Origin of the sequence: Sphaerospermopsis reniformis (assembly GCF_005402885.1) — a bacterium.
Lineage (GTDB): Bacteria > Cyanobacteriota > Cyanobacteriia > Cyanobacteriales > Nostocaceae > Sphaerospermopsis > Sphaerospermopsis kisseleviana.
The window spans coordinates 16399-31398 of record NZ_BJCE01000042.1 but is presented as its reverse complement, the minus strand read 5'-3'; the positions used below and the strand labels follow the sequence as shown (position 1 = coordinate 31398).

Sequence of the window (15000 nt, the reverse complement as noted above, 5' to 3'; positions counted from 1 at the left end):
GGTTCAGAGGTGTGCTCTTGCGAGCTTGAATAAGAAAAAATGAGATGAGTGTTAGAGTAGGAGGCAGGGGTCAGGAGTCAGGAGTAAGGAGTCAGGAGTCAGGAGTCAGGAGTCAGGAGTCAGGAGTCAGGAGTCAGGAGTCAGGAGTCAGGAGTCAGGAGATCAAGGAGTCAGGAGATCAAGGAGTCAGGAGATCAAGGAGTCAGGAGTCAGGAGATCAAGGAGTCACGAGATCAAGGAGTCACGAGATCAAGGAGTCAGGAGATCAAGGAGTCAGGAGTCAGAATGAAGATTTTTCTATTCCCTATTGCCTATTCCCTATTGCCTATTCCCTATTGCCTATTCCCTATTGCCTATTCCCTATTGCCTATTCCCTATTCCCTTCTTTACCAATTACATTACCATCCCACCATCGACGTTAAAGACTTGACCTGTAATGTAAGCTGCGGCGGGATCAGCTGCTAAAAACCTCACCATACCAGCAATTTCTTCTGGTTCACCAAACCGCCCCAAGGGAATAAATTGTAATATGTTATCAGCTTTGATATCGCTGGTCATGTCAGTTTTGATAAAGCCTGGTGCTACGGCGTTAACGGTGATACCACGGGTAGCTAGTTCTTTGGCGATGGTTTTGGTAAAACCAATCACACCTGCTTTGGCGGCGCTGTAGTTTGCCTGTCCTGGATTGCCCATTTGTCCGGCTACAGAAGCAATGTTGATAATTCTGCCAGAACGTTGTTTGAGCATGATTTTACTGACGGCTTTGGTACATAAAAATACACCTGTTAAGTTGAGGTCTATAACAGCTTGCCAGTCTTCTAGTTTCATCCGTAATAACAATGTATCGCGGGTAATCCCTGCATTGTTGACTAAGATATCAATGCGGTTAAATTTTTCTAAGGTTGTGTTTATCAGTGTATCTACTTGATCTGCTTGGGAAACATCTGCTTGGAGGGCGATGGCTTCTCCTCCTGCTGCTGTAATTTCTGCTACTACCTGTTCCGCTGCGGTGCTGGAACTGGCGTAGTTGACTACAACTTTTGCACCTTGGGATGCTAGTTGGAGAGCGATCGCACGTCCAATACCTCTGGATGCTCCTGTTACAATTGCGACTTGGTTTTGTAATAATGTCATTGAATTTTTCTCTGGGAAATACCGCGTTAATTATTTTATGGTGATTTGGGGTTAGTAGCTAGTTAATTTTTTCTTAACCAATACTAACAAATACTTACATTTACTGAAAATTTCCTGTCATCTTTTGGCTTTGTGACAGAATTACAGTAAAATACCTGTATGCTACTAGGATTCAAAACCCAACTCAAAGTTAACAAGCAACAACGACTACTACTGGTGCAACACGCAGGAGTAGCCAGACACGCTTGGAATCAAGGATCAGCACTTTGTCAGCAGGTATTATTACATAACAAACTTAATCCTCAAGATAAGATTAAATTTCCCACAGCCATAGATTTACACAAATGGTTAGTAGCAGCCATTAAATCTACCCATCCTTGGTATTATGAAGTATCTAAATGCGCCCCTCAATACTCATTAAGATATTTGTCAGATGCTTTTAAATCTTTCTTCAAGAAAAGTAAAGGCTTTCCTAAATTCAAGAAAAAAGGGAGACAGGATTCTTTTACCTTAGATGGGGCAATTCATATTGACTATAGAAAAATCAAAGTCCCTGTAATTGGCTGGCTAAAAACTTATGAAATTCTCCCGACAGGATATAAACCGAAATCTGTCACCATAAGTAAACAAGCTGATAAGTGGTTTATCTCTTGGAAACTGGAGGTAAACCCAAAGGAAACACCCAAAAATCAAGAGTTTGTAGGAGTTGACTTAGGCATAAATCATCTAGCAACGTTATCAACAGGAGAAATATTCAATGGGGTAAAAAGCTATAAAAAGTCTGAAGCTAAATTAGCAAGAATGCAATACTTGAACCGACATAAACTCAGAGGTTCAAATAATTATAGAAAAGCCCAAATCAAAATAGCCAGACTACACCAAAAAATAGCCAATATCAGAAAAGATACATTACACAAAATTACTACATATATTAGCAAAAACCACGCGGTGATAGGGATAGAAGATTTGAATGTATCTGGGATGTTAGCGAATGGGAAATTATCAAAAGCTATTGCCGATATGGGCTTTTATGAATTTAGAAGGCAGTTGGAATACAAAACACAACTGTATGGCAGTAAGTTAGTAATTGTGGATAGATATTATCCCAGTAGCAAGACTTGCTCAACTTGTGGAGAAAAGAAATCATCACTGTCATTATCTTAAAGAGTGTTTAAATGTGATAACTGTGGCTTTGAGAGTGACAGAGATTTAAACGCTGCGATTAATTTAAAACAAGAAGCGGTCAGATTGATCGTGTTAGCCTGTGACCGGAAAGCAGCCTTTTAGCGGAGACAAAGAAACCCAGGTAGCTACTAAAGTTCTACAAGTAGAGTCACTTAATTTAGACAAGGACTTGCCTAAACCTTTTGATGAAATTGTGCGTGGGTGTCTGATTAAAGACAATACAGCGCGGTGGACTGCCGAGCAAGTGCTAAATGCACTAAATAATAAATCTGGTAATTCTATAAATCCGGCGCTTTCCCCAAAACCAAAGCCAAATCCTCAGCCACCAACGCAAACAGGCAGGCAAATCCTTCATTGTGTCAATGATGCTTGGATACGGTGCGTTAGCTTTTCGCCCGATGGAACTCGCATTATATCTGGCGGTGGATATCAAACTGTTGATGTTTGGGAGATTCTCTGGGATCTCCAAAAAATGAAAAAAAAGATCCGTTTCCCAAAACAGAATAGTTCAGTCTATGCGGTCAGTTTCTCTCCTGATGGCAAATTTTGCTTGTCTGGAAATCATGACGCGATTATTTGTCTGTGGGACTTACAAACAGAGAGAGAAATTCGCCGATTCGAGGAACACACCGGACCTATTCGCTCTGTGACCTTTTCTCCAGATGGTAAATTTGCTCTATCTGGCAGCGATGACATGACCGTGCGTTTGTGGGAAGTAAATACAGGTCAGGAAATTAGTTGTCTAAAAAGACATTGGAGATCAGTTTATAGTGTTGCCTTCTCTCCCGATGGCAGTCAGGCTCTTTCAGGCTGTGGTGATAAAGTTATACGTCTATGGGATTTAAAGCGTGAATGGGAAATCAAGCGTTTTGAAGGACATGAGGCTAGTATATCTGCCGTTGCTTTTTCGCCTGATGGTAAAAGCGTCCTATCCAGTAGTTTTGATAAAACCGTGCGTTTGTGGAATGCAGAAAATGGTCAGGAAATTCGCTGTTTTCAAGGACATACAGACAGAGTTTTAAGTGTAGCTTTTTCTCCTAATGGTAATCGCATTCTCTCTGGTAGCTCTGACAAAACTTTACGCTTGTGGGACGCGAAAACAGGTCAGGAAATTTGCCGTTGCGAAAAACATACAGGAGATGTTTGGAGTGTTGCATTCTCTGCTGATGGTCGTCGTGCTGTGTCTGGAAGCCATGACAAAACCGTGCGCGTTTGGGATTTGCCAATTTAACTCCGTGCCTTTAGGAACTTAGTGGGCTAGTTTATGAGGCATAAATCCATAGGTGTTGTGGACTGCAAACATAAAAGCCCAAAACTAAGTTTAAGTTTAATTAGGGTTTGCTGAATAAACCTAAAACCTTGATATATCAAAGGTTAGAGGCTGATAAACAGGAAAAAAGTGCAAGGGTTTTGAAGGGTATACCGGAAAAAGTGTGCATTTTTTGGGATTTCAAGAGATGGCAAAGAAATTTTCAAATCTCCTCCTGACTCCTGACTCCTGACTCCTGACTCCTGACTCCTATGCCATCACGGAAAGACTTTCTCAGCAACCCCTAATTAGCTAAATGCTTACAAAGAAAAAATAAAATTACACCGATTCTATTTTTTCCAGGAGGTATTTCTTTTAAGCCGATGATGAAAGCCTTAACTTGCTCAACTTGCAGAGTTGAAAAGAGTATTTGTGGACCGAGTTAATAAATCATCTGCGATAGATATAAGACTTTCTATTCCCTTTTTTAAAAGGAGATTTTATCTAGTATTATTAATGGGCAAGGAAAAACGTTCACAAGAACGTTTAAAAAATTCCCAAGTGCAAATAATAAATGGCTTTTTAGGTACAATGTACACCCTAGCTATACTCAGTTTTCTACTGGGTAGCCTCTACATCATACAGAGAGAATTAAAAATAAATTCTTTTCCATATCACCAAATTGAAAAATTTAGAGAATCTTTAAAATAAAATTCTAAAATTTAGAATACAGCAAATTGGCAGGAAATAGCTCCCAGACTTCTCAAAAAAGTTGCGTATATGGATATGATATGACGTTCTTGAGAGTCTGAGTTTAGAGTCTGAGCAAGACTCCTGTACTAATAAAGCTTACCAAAAGTAACACTTAGTATTTTAATAGACGAATTTAAACAGATATTGCAAAATTTCTCTATCTAATGGAGGAATAAAGATACAAACAATAAATACTAAATAATTAAATATTCCGATCACCTGACGAACTTTAATACAATATTCCCCCGTTGATATCTGATAGCGGGGGCTTTTTTTATCAATTTTTTATCTAATTATACCAACAAATAATTTTATCTAAAAATTTATCTCTCTAAAGGAGGACTTGATAAATAGCGAATAATTATTAAATATTAAATAGCCCGATTACCCTACCGGACTTTAGCTCCAAACCCCCTCTTGTTATTAACCGTTCAAGAGGGGGCTTTATTCAGATATCAATTGATAATTGATAATTGTTTGATTACAGGTTGAAAACCCATCCACGGAGAAACAGGAAAAAACTATTTTTAATTCTCTTGCTTCCAGGAAAAGGTAATTGTTGATTTTCCATTTTTGAACAGTTCTCATTTATTAGTTGTGATTAAGGATTACAATATTCACATAATCCCGGATCTGCAAACTGTTTACCATCAGGATATAATTTTTTCTCTATGAAATTACATTTTCGACATTGATAAATTACCGCCATAGTTAATAAAGTTGGTTGATGGCAACTTTCACAAGGTAAACCTTTGATTTTTTGAGTTATACTAAATCCAGGGGTAGAACATTGAGGACAACAACTATTAATTTTATTCAGCAAATCTTGGGTAGCTTTTTCGATATTCTTCATCCGCATTGGATTATAAAGCGCCCGCATATCAGTTTCTATATGTAAATTACCATCGGGGGAATTATTGAAAGCAAAATTCACAGCTTCCTGTAATTTTTCTGTTGTGGTTATACCTTTAATAATTTCAGGATTTTCAGGATTTGATTTTTCAAACCAAACCACTAAACCATGTTCAGGGAAACCGACTTTTTCAGCAAATTCTTCTGCTTCTGCTAAACTGCTAATAACTCGATGATTAAAGTTAGTATCAGTAGAAAAAACTTCGCCAACAATTTCTAATTCTTTTTCTTGATCTAAAAAAACAATAATTTCTCTGTTAGCATAAATATAAGGAAAACTGGGATGAGGTGCAAAACTTCCTTCACTAGCAATAGCTATAGTTTCCCCTGTCATCTCCATAGCTTTTTGTGCTTTTAATTTTGCAGTGGCAATTTGTGTATCTGGGCGTTTTATTTCTCTGGTAAATGTGCCAAAAACATCGGTGTTAAAATCCTGTGGTACAATAATCTTAATTCCTAATTCTTGTTGTAATAATGGGGCAATTACTTGTTCTTTATGGTGCATAGTTGCGATGACGGCCACACGGTTATTAAAGAGATTTTTCAATAATTGCTTTGTCATTACTGTTGAGACTCCCTGATAAATAATATTACAGAAGATTGCAGATCAATCAGTTACAGAATCAAAGGTGAAACCTAGATATAAAGAGAGAGGGCAACCACAGGGGGTTTGCCCCTACTGACTCCTGACTCCTGAATCTTACATTTTTATGGTGGGCAATGCCCACCTCAAAACTTAACTTTGCGCTTGGGGAACTTGATTATTTTGATTAACTTGATTCATTTCTGCCAACATTTTTTCTTTATTGCGTCTGCGAATTTTGGCATACATTTGAATACTAGCAGCCATGAAAATCACTAAACCAAAAATTAACCAAGCAGTAATATCTGTGGGTAGATTATTCTTGAAAATAGCCAACATGACAATGACAACTAATAACAAAGTCGGTGCTTCATTTAAAGCCCTTAATTGTTGTCCACTCCACTTACATTCATCGGCGGCTAACTGTTTCATTAATCTACCACAATAATGATGATAGATTAATAAAATACCCACAAAGCCTAATTTAAAATGTAACCAAGTTTCTTTTAACAAGTCTGGGTTAGTGGAAAGAATACCAATGGCCATCGCTACGGTGACGATCATTCCGGGGATGGTAATAATATGGTAAAGACGTTTTTCCATCAGTTGATACTGGTTTTTCAGTATCGTTTTTGCGGGTTCTGGTTCTTGGTTCGCTTCTGCGTGGTAAATAAATAAACGCACCAGGTAGAATAACCCTGCAAACCAAACTACAAAACCAATAATGTGAAAGGCTTTAAACCATGAATAAGCCATGAATTGTCACCTACCTTAGTCAATTTACAGATGATTGCATTTACTCTTATTATCAGGTTACGGCAATAGTTGACAAGGTTGCAGATTATCGCGGTAATTAGTAATTGATAATTGGTAATCAATTATTTCTGTCACCTGTCACCTGTCACTTGTCACCTGTCACCTGTCACCTGCTATGACGACGCACAAAGGGTAACAGGTCTTGTAAAATCACTTCATGATAATGTTCTTGGGGATAATGTCCCACATTATGTAACTTAATTATGTCCCCATCGGGTACAGATTTCACAAAACTTTCAGCCATATCTAAAGATAACCAAGGGTCAATGATTCCCCATTGTACTAAAATCGGTTTTTGCCATTCTTTAAAACCTGTTTCAATTTCTGACATGGCTTGATCCAGTTGCAAATTTCTAATTGTTGATAGTAAACTGCGACCAGATGCTGAAGTTTTCAAGAACGGTTTTCTATAAACATCTAAATCTGGATCTTCGATGCGATAACGACATCCACCTTCTAAGGTTCTATCCACTAATAAGGGATCTTGTGTCATCACTTCCCCCGCTAATGGTAAACCCATTTGTTGAATTTTCCAAGGTAGTTTAGCAGATGTAGAAATGGGAGCATTTAAAATGGCAATATTGGCGATTTTTTGAGGATTTTTCAAGGCATATTGTAAACCAACTGAACCTAAAAATCCCTGCACAACTAAGGAAAAACGTTCTAATTCTATAGCTTGAATAAAGTCATCTAAAGCTTTGATAAATGCGTCGGGAGTGTAAGCAAAATCGCGTTTTTCTGGTTTTGCAGAAAAGCCGTATCCAATCCAATCTGGTGCGATCGCTCTTGTTCCCTGTGCTGCCAAAGCTGGTATAATATTTCTCCAGCTATAACTTTGGGAAACTATGCCGTGTAGTAATACCACTGGTAATAAATCACTTCGTCCAATGGGTTGGGCTTCCCGATAATACCATTCTAGGGAATTTACTGTTATCTTATGTTCTTTTATTGACACTTTATTTTCCGATCCTGAAAATGCAATGATATAGATCCCCGACTTCTAACATTAATTTATCATTTATTGTCAAGACTAAAAAACAAGTAGGGGATTATTGACTTTTATTTGACAACCTGATAAAATAAGGAGCTATTAAGAGATATCATAAAACAGTTAAATATTTTTTGTCAGAATAATGAATTAATAAAAATTAATACTTGTTCCTGTTGTGCAGGTGTTAAATTGTCTAGTTTTTCTAAAATAGATTTTTTGTTTTCCAGTGCTGGATTCATCATGAAAATCCTCATCATTTGTAAAAAAAGTCTTCTTTAATTATATAGGCATCCGCTTTTATTTGTGAAAATATCCTAATTTTTTAATTGATTCTATCCTGTAAATCCTTTAATCCTGGATATCTTGATTCTGAAAATCTGCGTTTATCCGCGTTTATGTATTTATCCTGCAAACAAAGATTCTAAATCTTGACGACCATTGACAATTCTGAGAATTTCTACATGATCATCAACAAGTTGATAAAGAATGATGTAACCATTAAGAGGTATTCCCCGCATTCCTTTTCTGATGTGTTCGTAACTACGCCCCATTTGGGGAAATTGCAGCAAGTTTTCACACTTTCTCGTAAATTCTTGAAAAATCTTTTCTCCTGTTTCAATATTTCTAGTTAAAAAATATTCGGAAATGCTATCTAAATCTTTTATTGCTTGAGGTGAAATTAAACATTGATTCATTTTTTCGCCTCACGCGCATGGCGAAATTTGGCTTGCATTTGTTCAATGACTGTTTCTAAAGGAACTCCTTCACCTCGTTCTAATTCTGCTGCTGCTTCGTTGACTTTAATTCTCACATCTTCTACCCATTCTTCATATTCTTTTTGTGTTTCTTGTAACAATTGTAATGCTTGATTAATTACTGCTTGAGCATCAGGAAATTTACCTTGTGCTAGTTGGGTTTTAATAAACTGTTCTTGTTCTGGGTTTAGGGTAATATTCATGGTTTGTCTTCTGTGATTGATAATTTTTATTATAAACAATATGTAACTTGGGTTAGTTCCACCACGACAAGCATATTCCCATTCAGTCTCTAGTCTCTAGTTCCCATGCTCTGAGTGAGCAAGTCCTAAGTTGACAATTTCATAGACAAAACTATACTTGTATTGACAAAAATCAATATATTTTTAGGAAAAAATCAACTACTTGATATATAATACGGTGATATCAAGTATTGAATTGAGACTATTGCCGACGCGAAAACCAAGCAATGATGGTGGTAGTCTTTTTCAGAAACTTAATTGGAACACAATCGCGTCTGGCTAAGGCGTGAAAGTCTACTGAGGGATAACTGCTCCTATGCTCCCGTTGAAGTAGAAAGTAAAGTCTAGTTTTGTCTAGGTTTTATATAGCAGAACACAGTTAGGGGTTATGCCTCAATGATAACTGGAGGTAGAACCTCCTAGATAGCATTACCAGTCTCTGACTGAGAACGAGAAAACGAGAAACAAAAATAGTTTTACTCCTGACTCCTGTACGGGCGTTCGCGAAGCGTGCTGGAAGCATCAGCATGCGGACGACCAATTATCAATTTTTGTCCAAAACTAAGCTGTTGTGCATTTAATTTGTATAAGTGGAACAGGCATCTTGCCTGTTAAACAAGAGTTCAGAATATTAGGATTATACAATTTAGCTGTGTAACAGCTTATTTTCCGAATGCTTCGCCCCTACGACTCCTGCTGTAAAAGAAGATTGTTCTAGAATTACAATTAACTGTGTTCTCTAATTTAACCGAATCTGTGACTACTACTCCCCTTTCTCCCAACTTCTCACAAACCGCTGCTGTTCCCGATAGCTTAGGACGTTTTGGACGCTTTGGTGGTAAATATGTTCCTGAAACTTTAATGCCGGCTTTAGCTGAACTGGAAACAGCTTATCACCAATACCGTAATGATCCTGATTTTCAAGCAGAATTACAAGGTTTACTGCGAGATTACGTAGGACGCGCTACCCCTTTATACTTTGCTGAAAGACTCACCGCCCATTATGCCCGTCATGATGGCACAGGAGCGCAAATTTACTTAAAACGCGAAGATTTAAATCATACAGGCGCTCATAAAATTAATAATGCCCTTGGTCAAGTTTTATTAGCAAAGCGCATGGGTAAGCAGCGCATTATTGCTGAAACAGGTGCAGGACAACATGGGGTAGCTACAGCTACCGTTTGCGCTCGTTTTGGTTTGCAATGTATTATTTACATGGGTGTTCACGACATGGAACGCCAATCCTTAAATGTGTTTAGAATGCGCTTGATGGGGGCGGAAGTTCGTGGTGTGGCAGCCGGTACGGGAACTCTCAAAGATGCCACTTCTGAAGCCATCCGTGACTGGGTAACGAATGTAGAAACTACTCATTATATACTGGGTTCTGTAGCTGGTCCCCATCCTTACCCGATGATAGTCCGGGATTTTCACGCGGTTATTGGACAGGAAACCCGCGCTCAAGCAATGGAAAAATGGGGTGCTTTACCTGATATTCTTATGGCTTGTGTGGGTGGTGGTTCTAATGCAATGGGACTTTTTCATGAGTTTGTTAAAGAACCATCGGTGCGGTTAATAGGTGTAGAAGCTGCTGGTGAAGGCGTGAATACTGGTAAACACGCCGCTACCTTGACAAAAGGACAAGTTGGTGTATTGCATGGGGCAATGAGTTATCTGTTACAAGATAATGATGGACAGGTGATTGAACCCCATTCCATTAGTGCAGGTTTGGATTATCCTGGTGTTGGTCCAGAACACAGCTATATGAAGGATATTGGCAGGGCTGAATATTATAGTGTGACAGATGCTGAAGCTTTAGAGGCATTTCAACGCTTATCCCGGTTAGAAGGAATTATACCTGCTTTAGAAACTTCTCATGCGATCGCCTATTTAGAAACTTTATGTCCTCAACTTACAGGCAGTCCCCGGATTGTGATTAACTGCTCTGGTAGAGGTGATAAGGATGTGCAAACAGCTGCTAAATTCTTAATTCAAGGCTGATAATTAATCATGTTGAGAAATACTATTTCAGCTATTGGTGCAGGTTTCTTAGTTTTAGTCAGTGGTGGGATGGCTAGTTCTGCTCCTAGTCCATCTTTTATATCCAATGACAGCTACAAAGTAGCACAAACTAATGTTAATACTGCTGCCATAGAAGCCTATGTTTTCCAACAAATAAACCAGTACCGATCCTCCCAAAATTTACCCCCATTGACTCGTAATTCTCGTATTGATGAGCAAGCAAGAATTCACAGTCAAAACATGGCTAGTGGTAAAGTTCCCTTTAGTCATGATGGATTTCAAGCACGAGTCAGAGCGATTGGTATTCCTTTCAGTCGAGTTGCGGAAAATGTGGCTTACAACCAAGGTTCTAGAGATCCTGCAACCACCGCTGTACAAGGTTGGCTAAAGAGTTCAGGACATCTAGCTAACATTAGAGGTAATTACAACCTCACAGGAATTGGTGTGGCGAGTAATAGCAAAGGACAAATTTTTTTCACACAAATTTTCCTCACATCAAGATAAATTTTAGTGCCTGATTGGTGATTGGTGATTGGTAATTATTTGGTTTCGTAATCCCAATAATTTCAATTATCAATTATCAATTATCAATTATTTTTGCATCTGTCAATGGATACTATTTTTTATATATTTTTTTGACTAAAAATGTAGTGACAATAACACTTTGTGAGGTGAAGCATCTACCATAGGCATATACTGGATACTGGATTTTTTTAAAGTTATGAAATTGGCAGACTTTTAGCAAAATAAAATGTCATTTTCAGGAAAGTGAACTCAAAAATATGAATTATAGAAGGTGACAGGTAATGGGTAATGGGTAATAGGTAATATTTCTCCTGACTCCTGACTCCTGTACGGGCGAAGCACTCGGAAAATAGGCTTAGACAAAAATTTATAATTAGTCGCCCGAATGCTTCGCCCCTACCACTCCTGACTCCTGACACCTACTGTAATTCTTCAGTTCACCAATACTTGACAGTATCCTGGTACTTATTCTGTACATCAGAAGATAGAGTATATGTCTGATAAATCCATACACTACCTAATTCTCTATGTTCCGACAAACTGCTTTTGGCATGGCTTTAAGTACGCTTGTCCTTGCTAGTGGATTGATGACTGATCCTGTTCCCAGCAATAATTCTGCTAAAAAAATCACTTACACTCAGTCATTTAATACTTCTAGTCAGGCGGCTATTTTGAATCTTGGTTCTGAAAATGCTACTTTAGAAAAATTAGTTTTTGAGCAAATTAATCAATATCGTGTTTCTCAAGGATTATCAAAGCTCACCTTAAATGCAAGTATCACTCAGCAAGCAAGAATTCACAGTCAGAACATGGCTAATGGTATAGTGAAATTTAGTCATCATGGATTGGAACAACGAGTTAAAGCCATTCCTCTTAAATATGACAATGCAGCCGAAAATGTGGCTTTCAACGTGGGATATAGTGATCCAGCAAAGCAAGCTGTGATTGGTTGGCTCAACAGTCCTGGACATTTGCATAATATTCAAGGAAATTTTAAATTGACAGGGGTGGGAGTGGCGACTAATGCCAAAGGTGAAGTTTATCTCACACAAATATTTGTCAATACCAAATAGATTGTCTTACTGATTTTTTGCACAATTTGCATAATAATAAATTAGTGTCTGATCCAGTAATTTTTTAACTGATAGACACTATCATTCATTTGGGAACGATTGATGAGATTAGATGATTTTAGGGTTAGTGACGGTGATATAGATGCTGCTACCCTCGCGGAGTATTTAAAATCTGAAGCTCTGGCTGTAGACACGGAAACAATGGGATTATTACCACAACGCGATCGCTTGTGTCTTGTTCAGTTGTGCAACCCAGAAGGAAAAGTCACCGCTATCCGCATCGCTAAAGGACAAACAGAAGCTCCAAATTTAAAACAACTTTTGGAAGCAACCCACATCCTCAAAGTATTTCACTTTGCACGGTTTGATATTGCTACCTTACGCCACAATCTTAATATTCAGGTTCAACCTGTTTTTTGTACTAAAATTGCTAGTAAGTTAGCCCGCACCTACACTAACCGTCATGGTTTGAAAGATGTAGTACAGGAATTAGAACAAGTAGAACTAGACAAAAGCTCTCAAAGTTCTGATTGGGGGAATGCTGCTAATTTATCGGAGGCTCAATTAAGTTACGCTGCTAATGATGTCCGCTACTTATTGAGCATTCAACAAAAACTAACGCAAATGCTACAACGAGAAGAACGTTGGCAACTAGCACAAGAGTGCTTTCAAGTTTTACCAACATTGGTTTCTTTGGATTTATTACAATTCAAAGATTTATTTGAACATTAAGAGTAATTCGTAATTCTTAGGTAAGAGGGAACAGGGAACAGGGAACAGGGAATAGGGAACAGGGAACAGGGAACAAAATGCTTGACTTTTTATCTGATTCTACCCAATCACCAGTCACCAATCACCAGTCACCAATCACCAATCACTTCTATTGATTTTCTCAATGATTTTGGATGCGAGAGACAACATTGTAATCATCTGCACCTGCGGGAGTTCTTGATTCGATAATACCTTCTGTTTGTCCACCAATTGCCTTCCATGCTCCCAAACCACCTTTTAATTCTGATACGTGTACAAATCCCGCAGCACGCAATTTTTGGACAGCTTGAGCAGTTTGTCCCTCATCAGTGCCGTAAACATAAATATCACGGCTTTTTTGTAAAGAAATTTCTGCACGATCTGTTAGTTCATCTATAGGCATAGGCATTGCGCCCATAATATGACCTTGGTTGTAGGTTGAGCGATCGCGGACATCCAAAATTGTAAATGCTGGTTCTCCCCATTCTAGACGAGATTTAACTACATGAACATCCGATTCTACTTCTATGGGTGGCTGTTGAGGAATAATCCCACCCATCAAATTATTAGTCATAAGTTTTATCCGTTTTAACCTATTCAATTTCAACTTCAATCAACTTAGTCAACAATAAATTAACAAACAAAGTCTAGTTAATTTGTCTGGCTTGAGTATGAAAATATAAAAATTTTCCTGAATAAATCCTGAATAAATCCTGAATAAATCCTGAATAAATCCTGAATAAATCTTGTAAAAATCTATCTTTAGATATATTCGATTTCTCATATCGTCATCAGTAATATTTCAGTACAGATACTTCGGTATAACACCACAATTGATTTATATTTTATACATTTTTTTTTTAAAAAAATACCAAAATCATACATTACCGATACATTTTATAAGGATTATTATAAAGTTTGCATAAACTTCAGGAAAAATTCAGTGTATACAAGGACTAAAGCATTTTTCCTACTTATTTATTTAGCCAGGAGCTAAGATACTCCTTAAACACAACATCTCAAAGCATCTGTCACCACAGAAAATCGCCAAATCAATCAATAAACTGCATTGGACTATGGATAAGCTTGCCACGAATATTCCCAAGATTATGATTGTAGATGACGATTTCAGTGTGAGAAATCTCGTCTACCGTTTTCTGAGTCGAAAATACCAAATAGAATCGGCCTCAGATGGTAAAAGTGCTATGGCATTATTTGATCAATTCAATCCAGCCTTGGTAATTCTGGATTGGAATTTGCCAGATGCCAATGGCTATAAACTTTGTCAAGAAATGCAAAGTCGCACCAATGTTTTAGTTTTGATACTCACTAGCCGGAATGATGAAGCTGATAAAATTAAAATTCTGGCCGCAGGTGCAGATGATTTCATGACTAAGCCATTTAGCCTAGCAGAAGTGGAAGTCAGAGTTGAAGCACTTTTAAGACGCATTCGTTATATCCATCCTCATCAATCACAACGTCTTGTTTTTCAACAATTAGCAATTAACCCAGAAGGTAGAGAGGTAAAATTGAATGATAAACCTTTAGCTTTAACGGCTTTAGAGTTTAATATTTTACATTTTTTAGCTAGTCATCCAGGACAAGCTTGGAGTCGTCCCCAACTAATTCAGAAAATTTGGGGTTGTGACTATGTAGGAGATGGAAGGGTTGTAGATGTGCATATTGGTCAATTACGTAAAAAAATGGAAGTTGATTCGAGTACACCAGAGTTTATCAAAACGGTACGCGGCTATGGTTATAAGTTTGAACCACCAGAAGGTAACAAAGTTTAACCTCTCCGTAAGTATTCAGCTATCAGTAATCAGTAATCAGCCAATAGCCAGGATTCAGACGTTTTAATTTTAGGAATGTTATCTGCATCTGCTTTTTTCATTCTTTGTATTTCAATCTTTCAGGTACTGACGGAAACCGATGACTGAATGCTGAATGCTTACACTCCAGAGCAAAAACAAATCATTAAAATATTGGTGCGTTTATCAATTAACAATCTGG

General features: G+C 37.8%; 13 protein-coding genes and 1 pseudogene. 7 read left to right on the top strand and 7 right to left on the bottom strand.

What is annotated here, in order from left to right; genetic code table 11:
• Positions 1-393 precede the first annotated feature (393 nt).
• Positions 394-1134: a 3-oxoacyl-[acyl-carrier-protein] reductase gene (gene fabG / locus FFR48_RS08545; protein ID WP_137667066.1), complete on the bottom strand. Its 741-nt coding sequence runs from the start codon at positions 1132-1134 to the stop codon at positions 394-396.
• 159 nt (positions 1135-1293) lie between these two features.
• Here fabG and FFR48_RS08540 point away from each other — a divergent pair.
• Together FFR48_RS08540 and FFR48_RS08535 are read left to right on the top strand one after the other, a co-directional pair.
• A pseudogene (locus tag FFR48_RS08540) lies at positions 1294-2421 on the top strand (RNA-guided endonuclease InsQ/TnpB family protein).
• Complete coding sequence (locus tag FFR48_RS08535; protein WP_137667065.1) at positions 2399-3550, top strand: WD40 repeat domain-containing protein; 1152 nt, start codon at positions 2399-2401, stop codon at positions 3548-3550. Before FFR48_RS08540 ends, FFR48_RS08535 begins: the two are co-directional and overlap by 23 nt.
• Positions 3551-4922: 1372 nt before the next feature.
• Here the strand turns inward: FFR48_RS08535 and FFR48_RS08530 are convergent.
• From FFR48_RS08530 to FFR48_RS08510, 5 genes are all read right to left on the bottom strand, one after another.
• Positions 4923-5795, bottom strand: coding sequence for a DUF6671 family protein (locus FFR48_RS08530; protein ID WP_137667064.1), 873 nt, complete (start codon positions 5793-5795; stop codon positions 4923-4925).
• Positions 5796-5969: 174 nt separating this feature from the next.
• Positions 5970-6572, bottom strand: coding sequence for a protoporphyrinogen oxidase HemJ (gene hemJ / locus FFR48_RS08525; RefSeq protein WP_096567192.1), 603 nt, complete (start codon positions 6570-6572; stop codon positions 5970-5972).
• Between the two features lie 166 nt (positions 6573-6738).
• Positions 6739-7587: an alpha/beta fold hydrolase gene (locus FFR48_RS08520; protein WP_137667063.1), complete on the bottom strand. Its 849-nt coding sequence runs from the start codon at positions 7585-7587 to the stop codon at positions 6739-6741.
• 437 nt (positions 7588-8024) lie between these two features.
• On the bottom strand, positions 8025-8318 hold the full coding sequence (locus tag FFR48_RS08515; RefSeq protein ID WP_096567188.1) for a type II toxin-antitoxin system RelE/ParE family toxin: 294 nt from the start codon (positions 8316-8318) through the stop codon (positions 8025-8027).
• Positions 8315-8581 (bottom strand): ribbon-helix-helix domain-containing protein, encoded by a 267-nt coding sequence (locus FFR48_RS08510; RefSeq protein ID WP_096567186.1) that lies wholly within the window; start codon positions 8579-8581, stop codon positions 8315-8317. Before FFR48_RS08510 ends, FFR48_RS08515 begins: the two co-directional genes overlap by 4 nt.
• A gap of 795 nt (positions 8582-9376) precedes the next feature.
• On the opposite strand from FFR48_RS08510, the gene trpB reads away from it, so the two are divergent.
• The 4 genes from trpB (at position 9377) to FFR48_RS08490 (ending at position 12969) form a co-directional block, all read left to right on the top strand.
• Positions 9377-10618 carry a tryptophan synthase subunit beta gene (gene trpB / locus FFR48_RS08505; protein WP_137667062.1) on the top strand — a complete coding sequence of 414 codons (1242 nt, stop codon included), beginning with the start codon at positions 9377-9379 and terminating at the stop codon, positions 10616-10618.
• Positions 10619-10627: 9 nt separating this feature from the next.
• Positions 10628-11143, top strand: coding sequence for a CAP domain-containing protein (locus FFR48_RS08500; RefSeq protein WP_137667061.1), 516 nt, complete (start codon positions 10628-10630; stop codon positions 11141-11143).
• A 548-nt stretch (positions 11144-11691) separates the two neighbouring features.
• Positions 11692-12237, top strand: a complete 546-nt coding sequence (locus FFR48_RS08495; protein WP_137667060.1) for a CAP domain-containing protein — start codon at positions 11692-11694, stop codon at positions 12235-12237.
• A 102-nt stretch (positions 12238-12339) separates the two neighbouring features.
• On the top strand, positions 12340-12969 hold the full coding sequence (locus FFR48_RS08490) for a ribonuclease H-like domain-containing protein (protein WP_137667059.1): 630 nt from the start codon (positions 12340-12342) through the stop codon (positions 12967-12969).
• 160 nt (positions 12970-13129) lie between these two features.
• Here the strand turns inward: FFR48_RS08490 and FFR48_RS08485 are convergent, their stop codons facing one another.
• Positions 13130-13561: a rhodanese-like domain-containing protein gene (locus FFR48_RS08485; protein ID WP_137667058.1), complete on the bottom strand. Its 432-nt coding sequence runs from the start codon at positions 13559-13561 to the stop codon at positions 13130-13132.
• 502 nt (positions 13562-14063) lie between these two features.
• Here FFR48_RS08485 and FFR48_RS08480 point away from each other — a divergent pair.
• Positions 14064-14780 carry a response regulator transcription factor gene (locus FFR48_RS08480; RefSeq protein ID WP_096567177.1) on the top strand — a complete coding sequence of 239 codons (717 nt, stop codon included), beginning with the start codon at positions 14064-14066 and terminating at the stop codon, positions 14778-14780.
• Positions 14781-15000 lie beyond the last annotated feature (220 nt).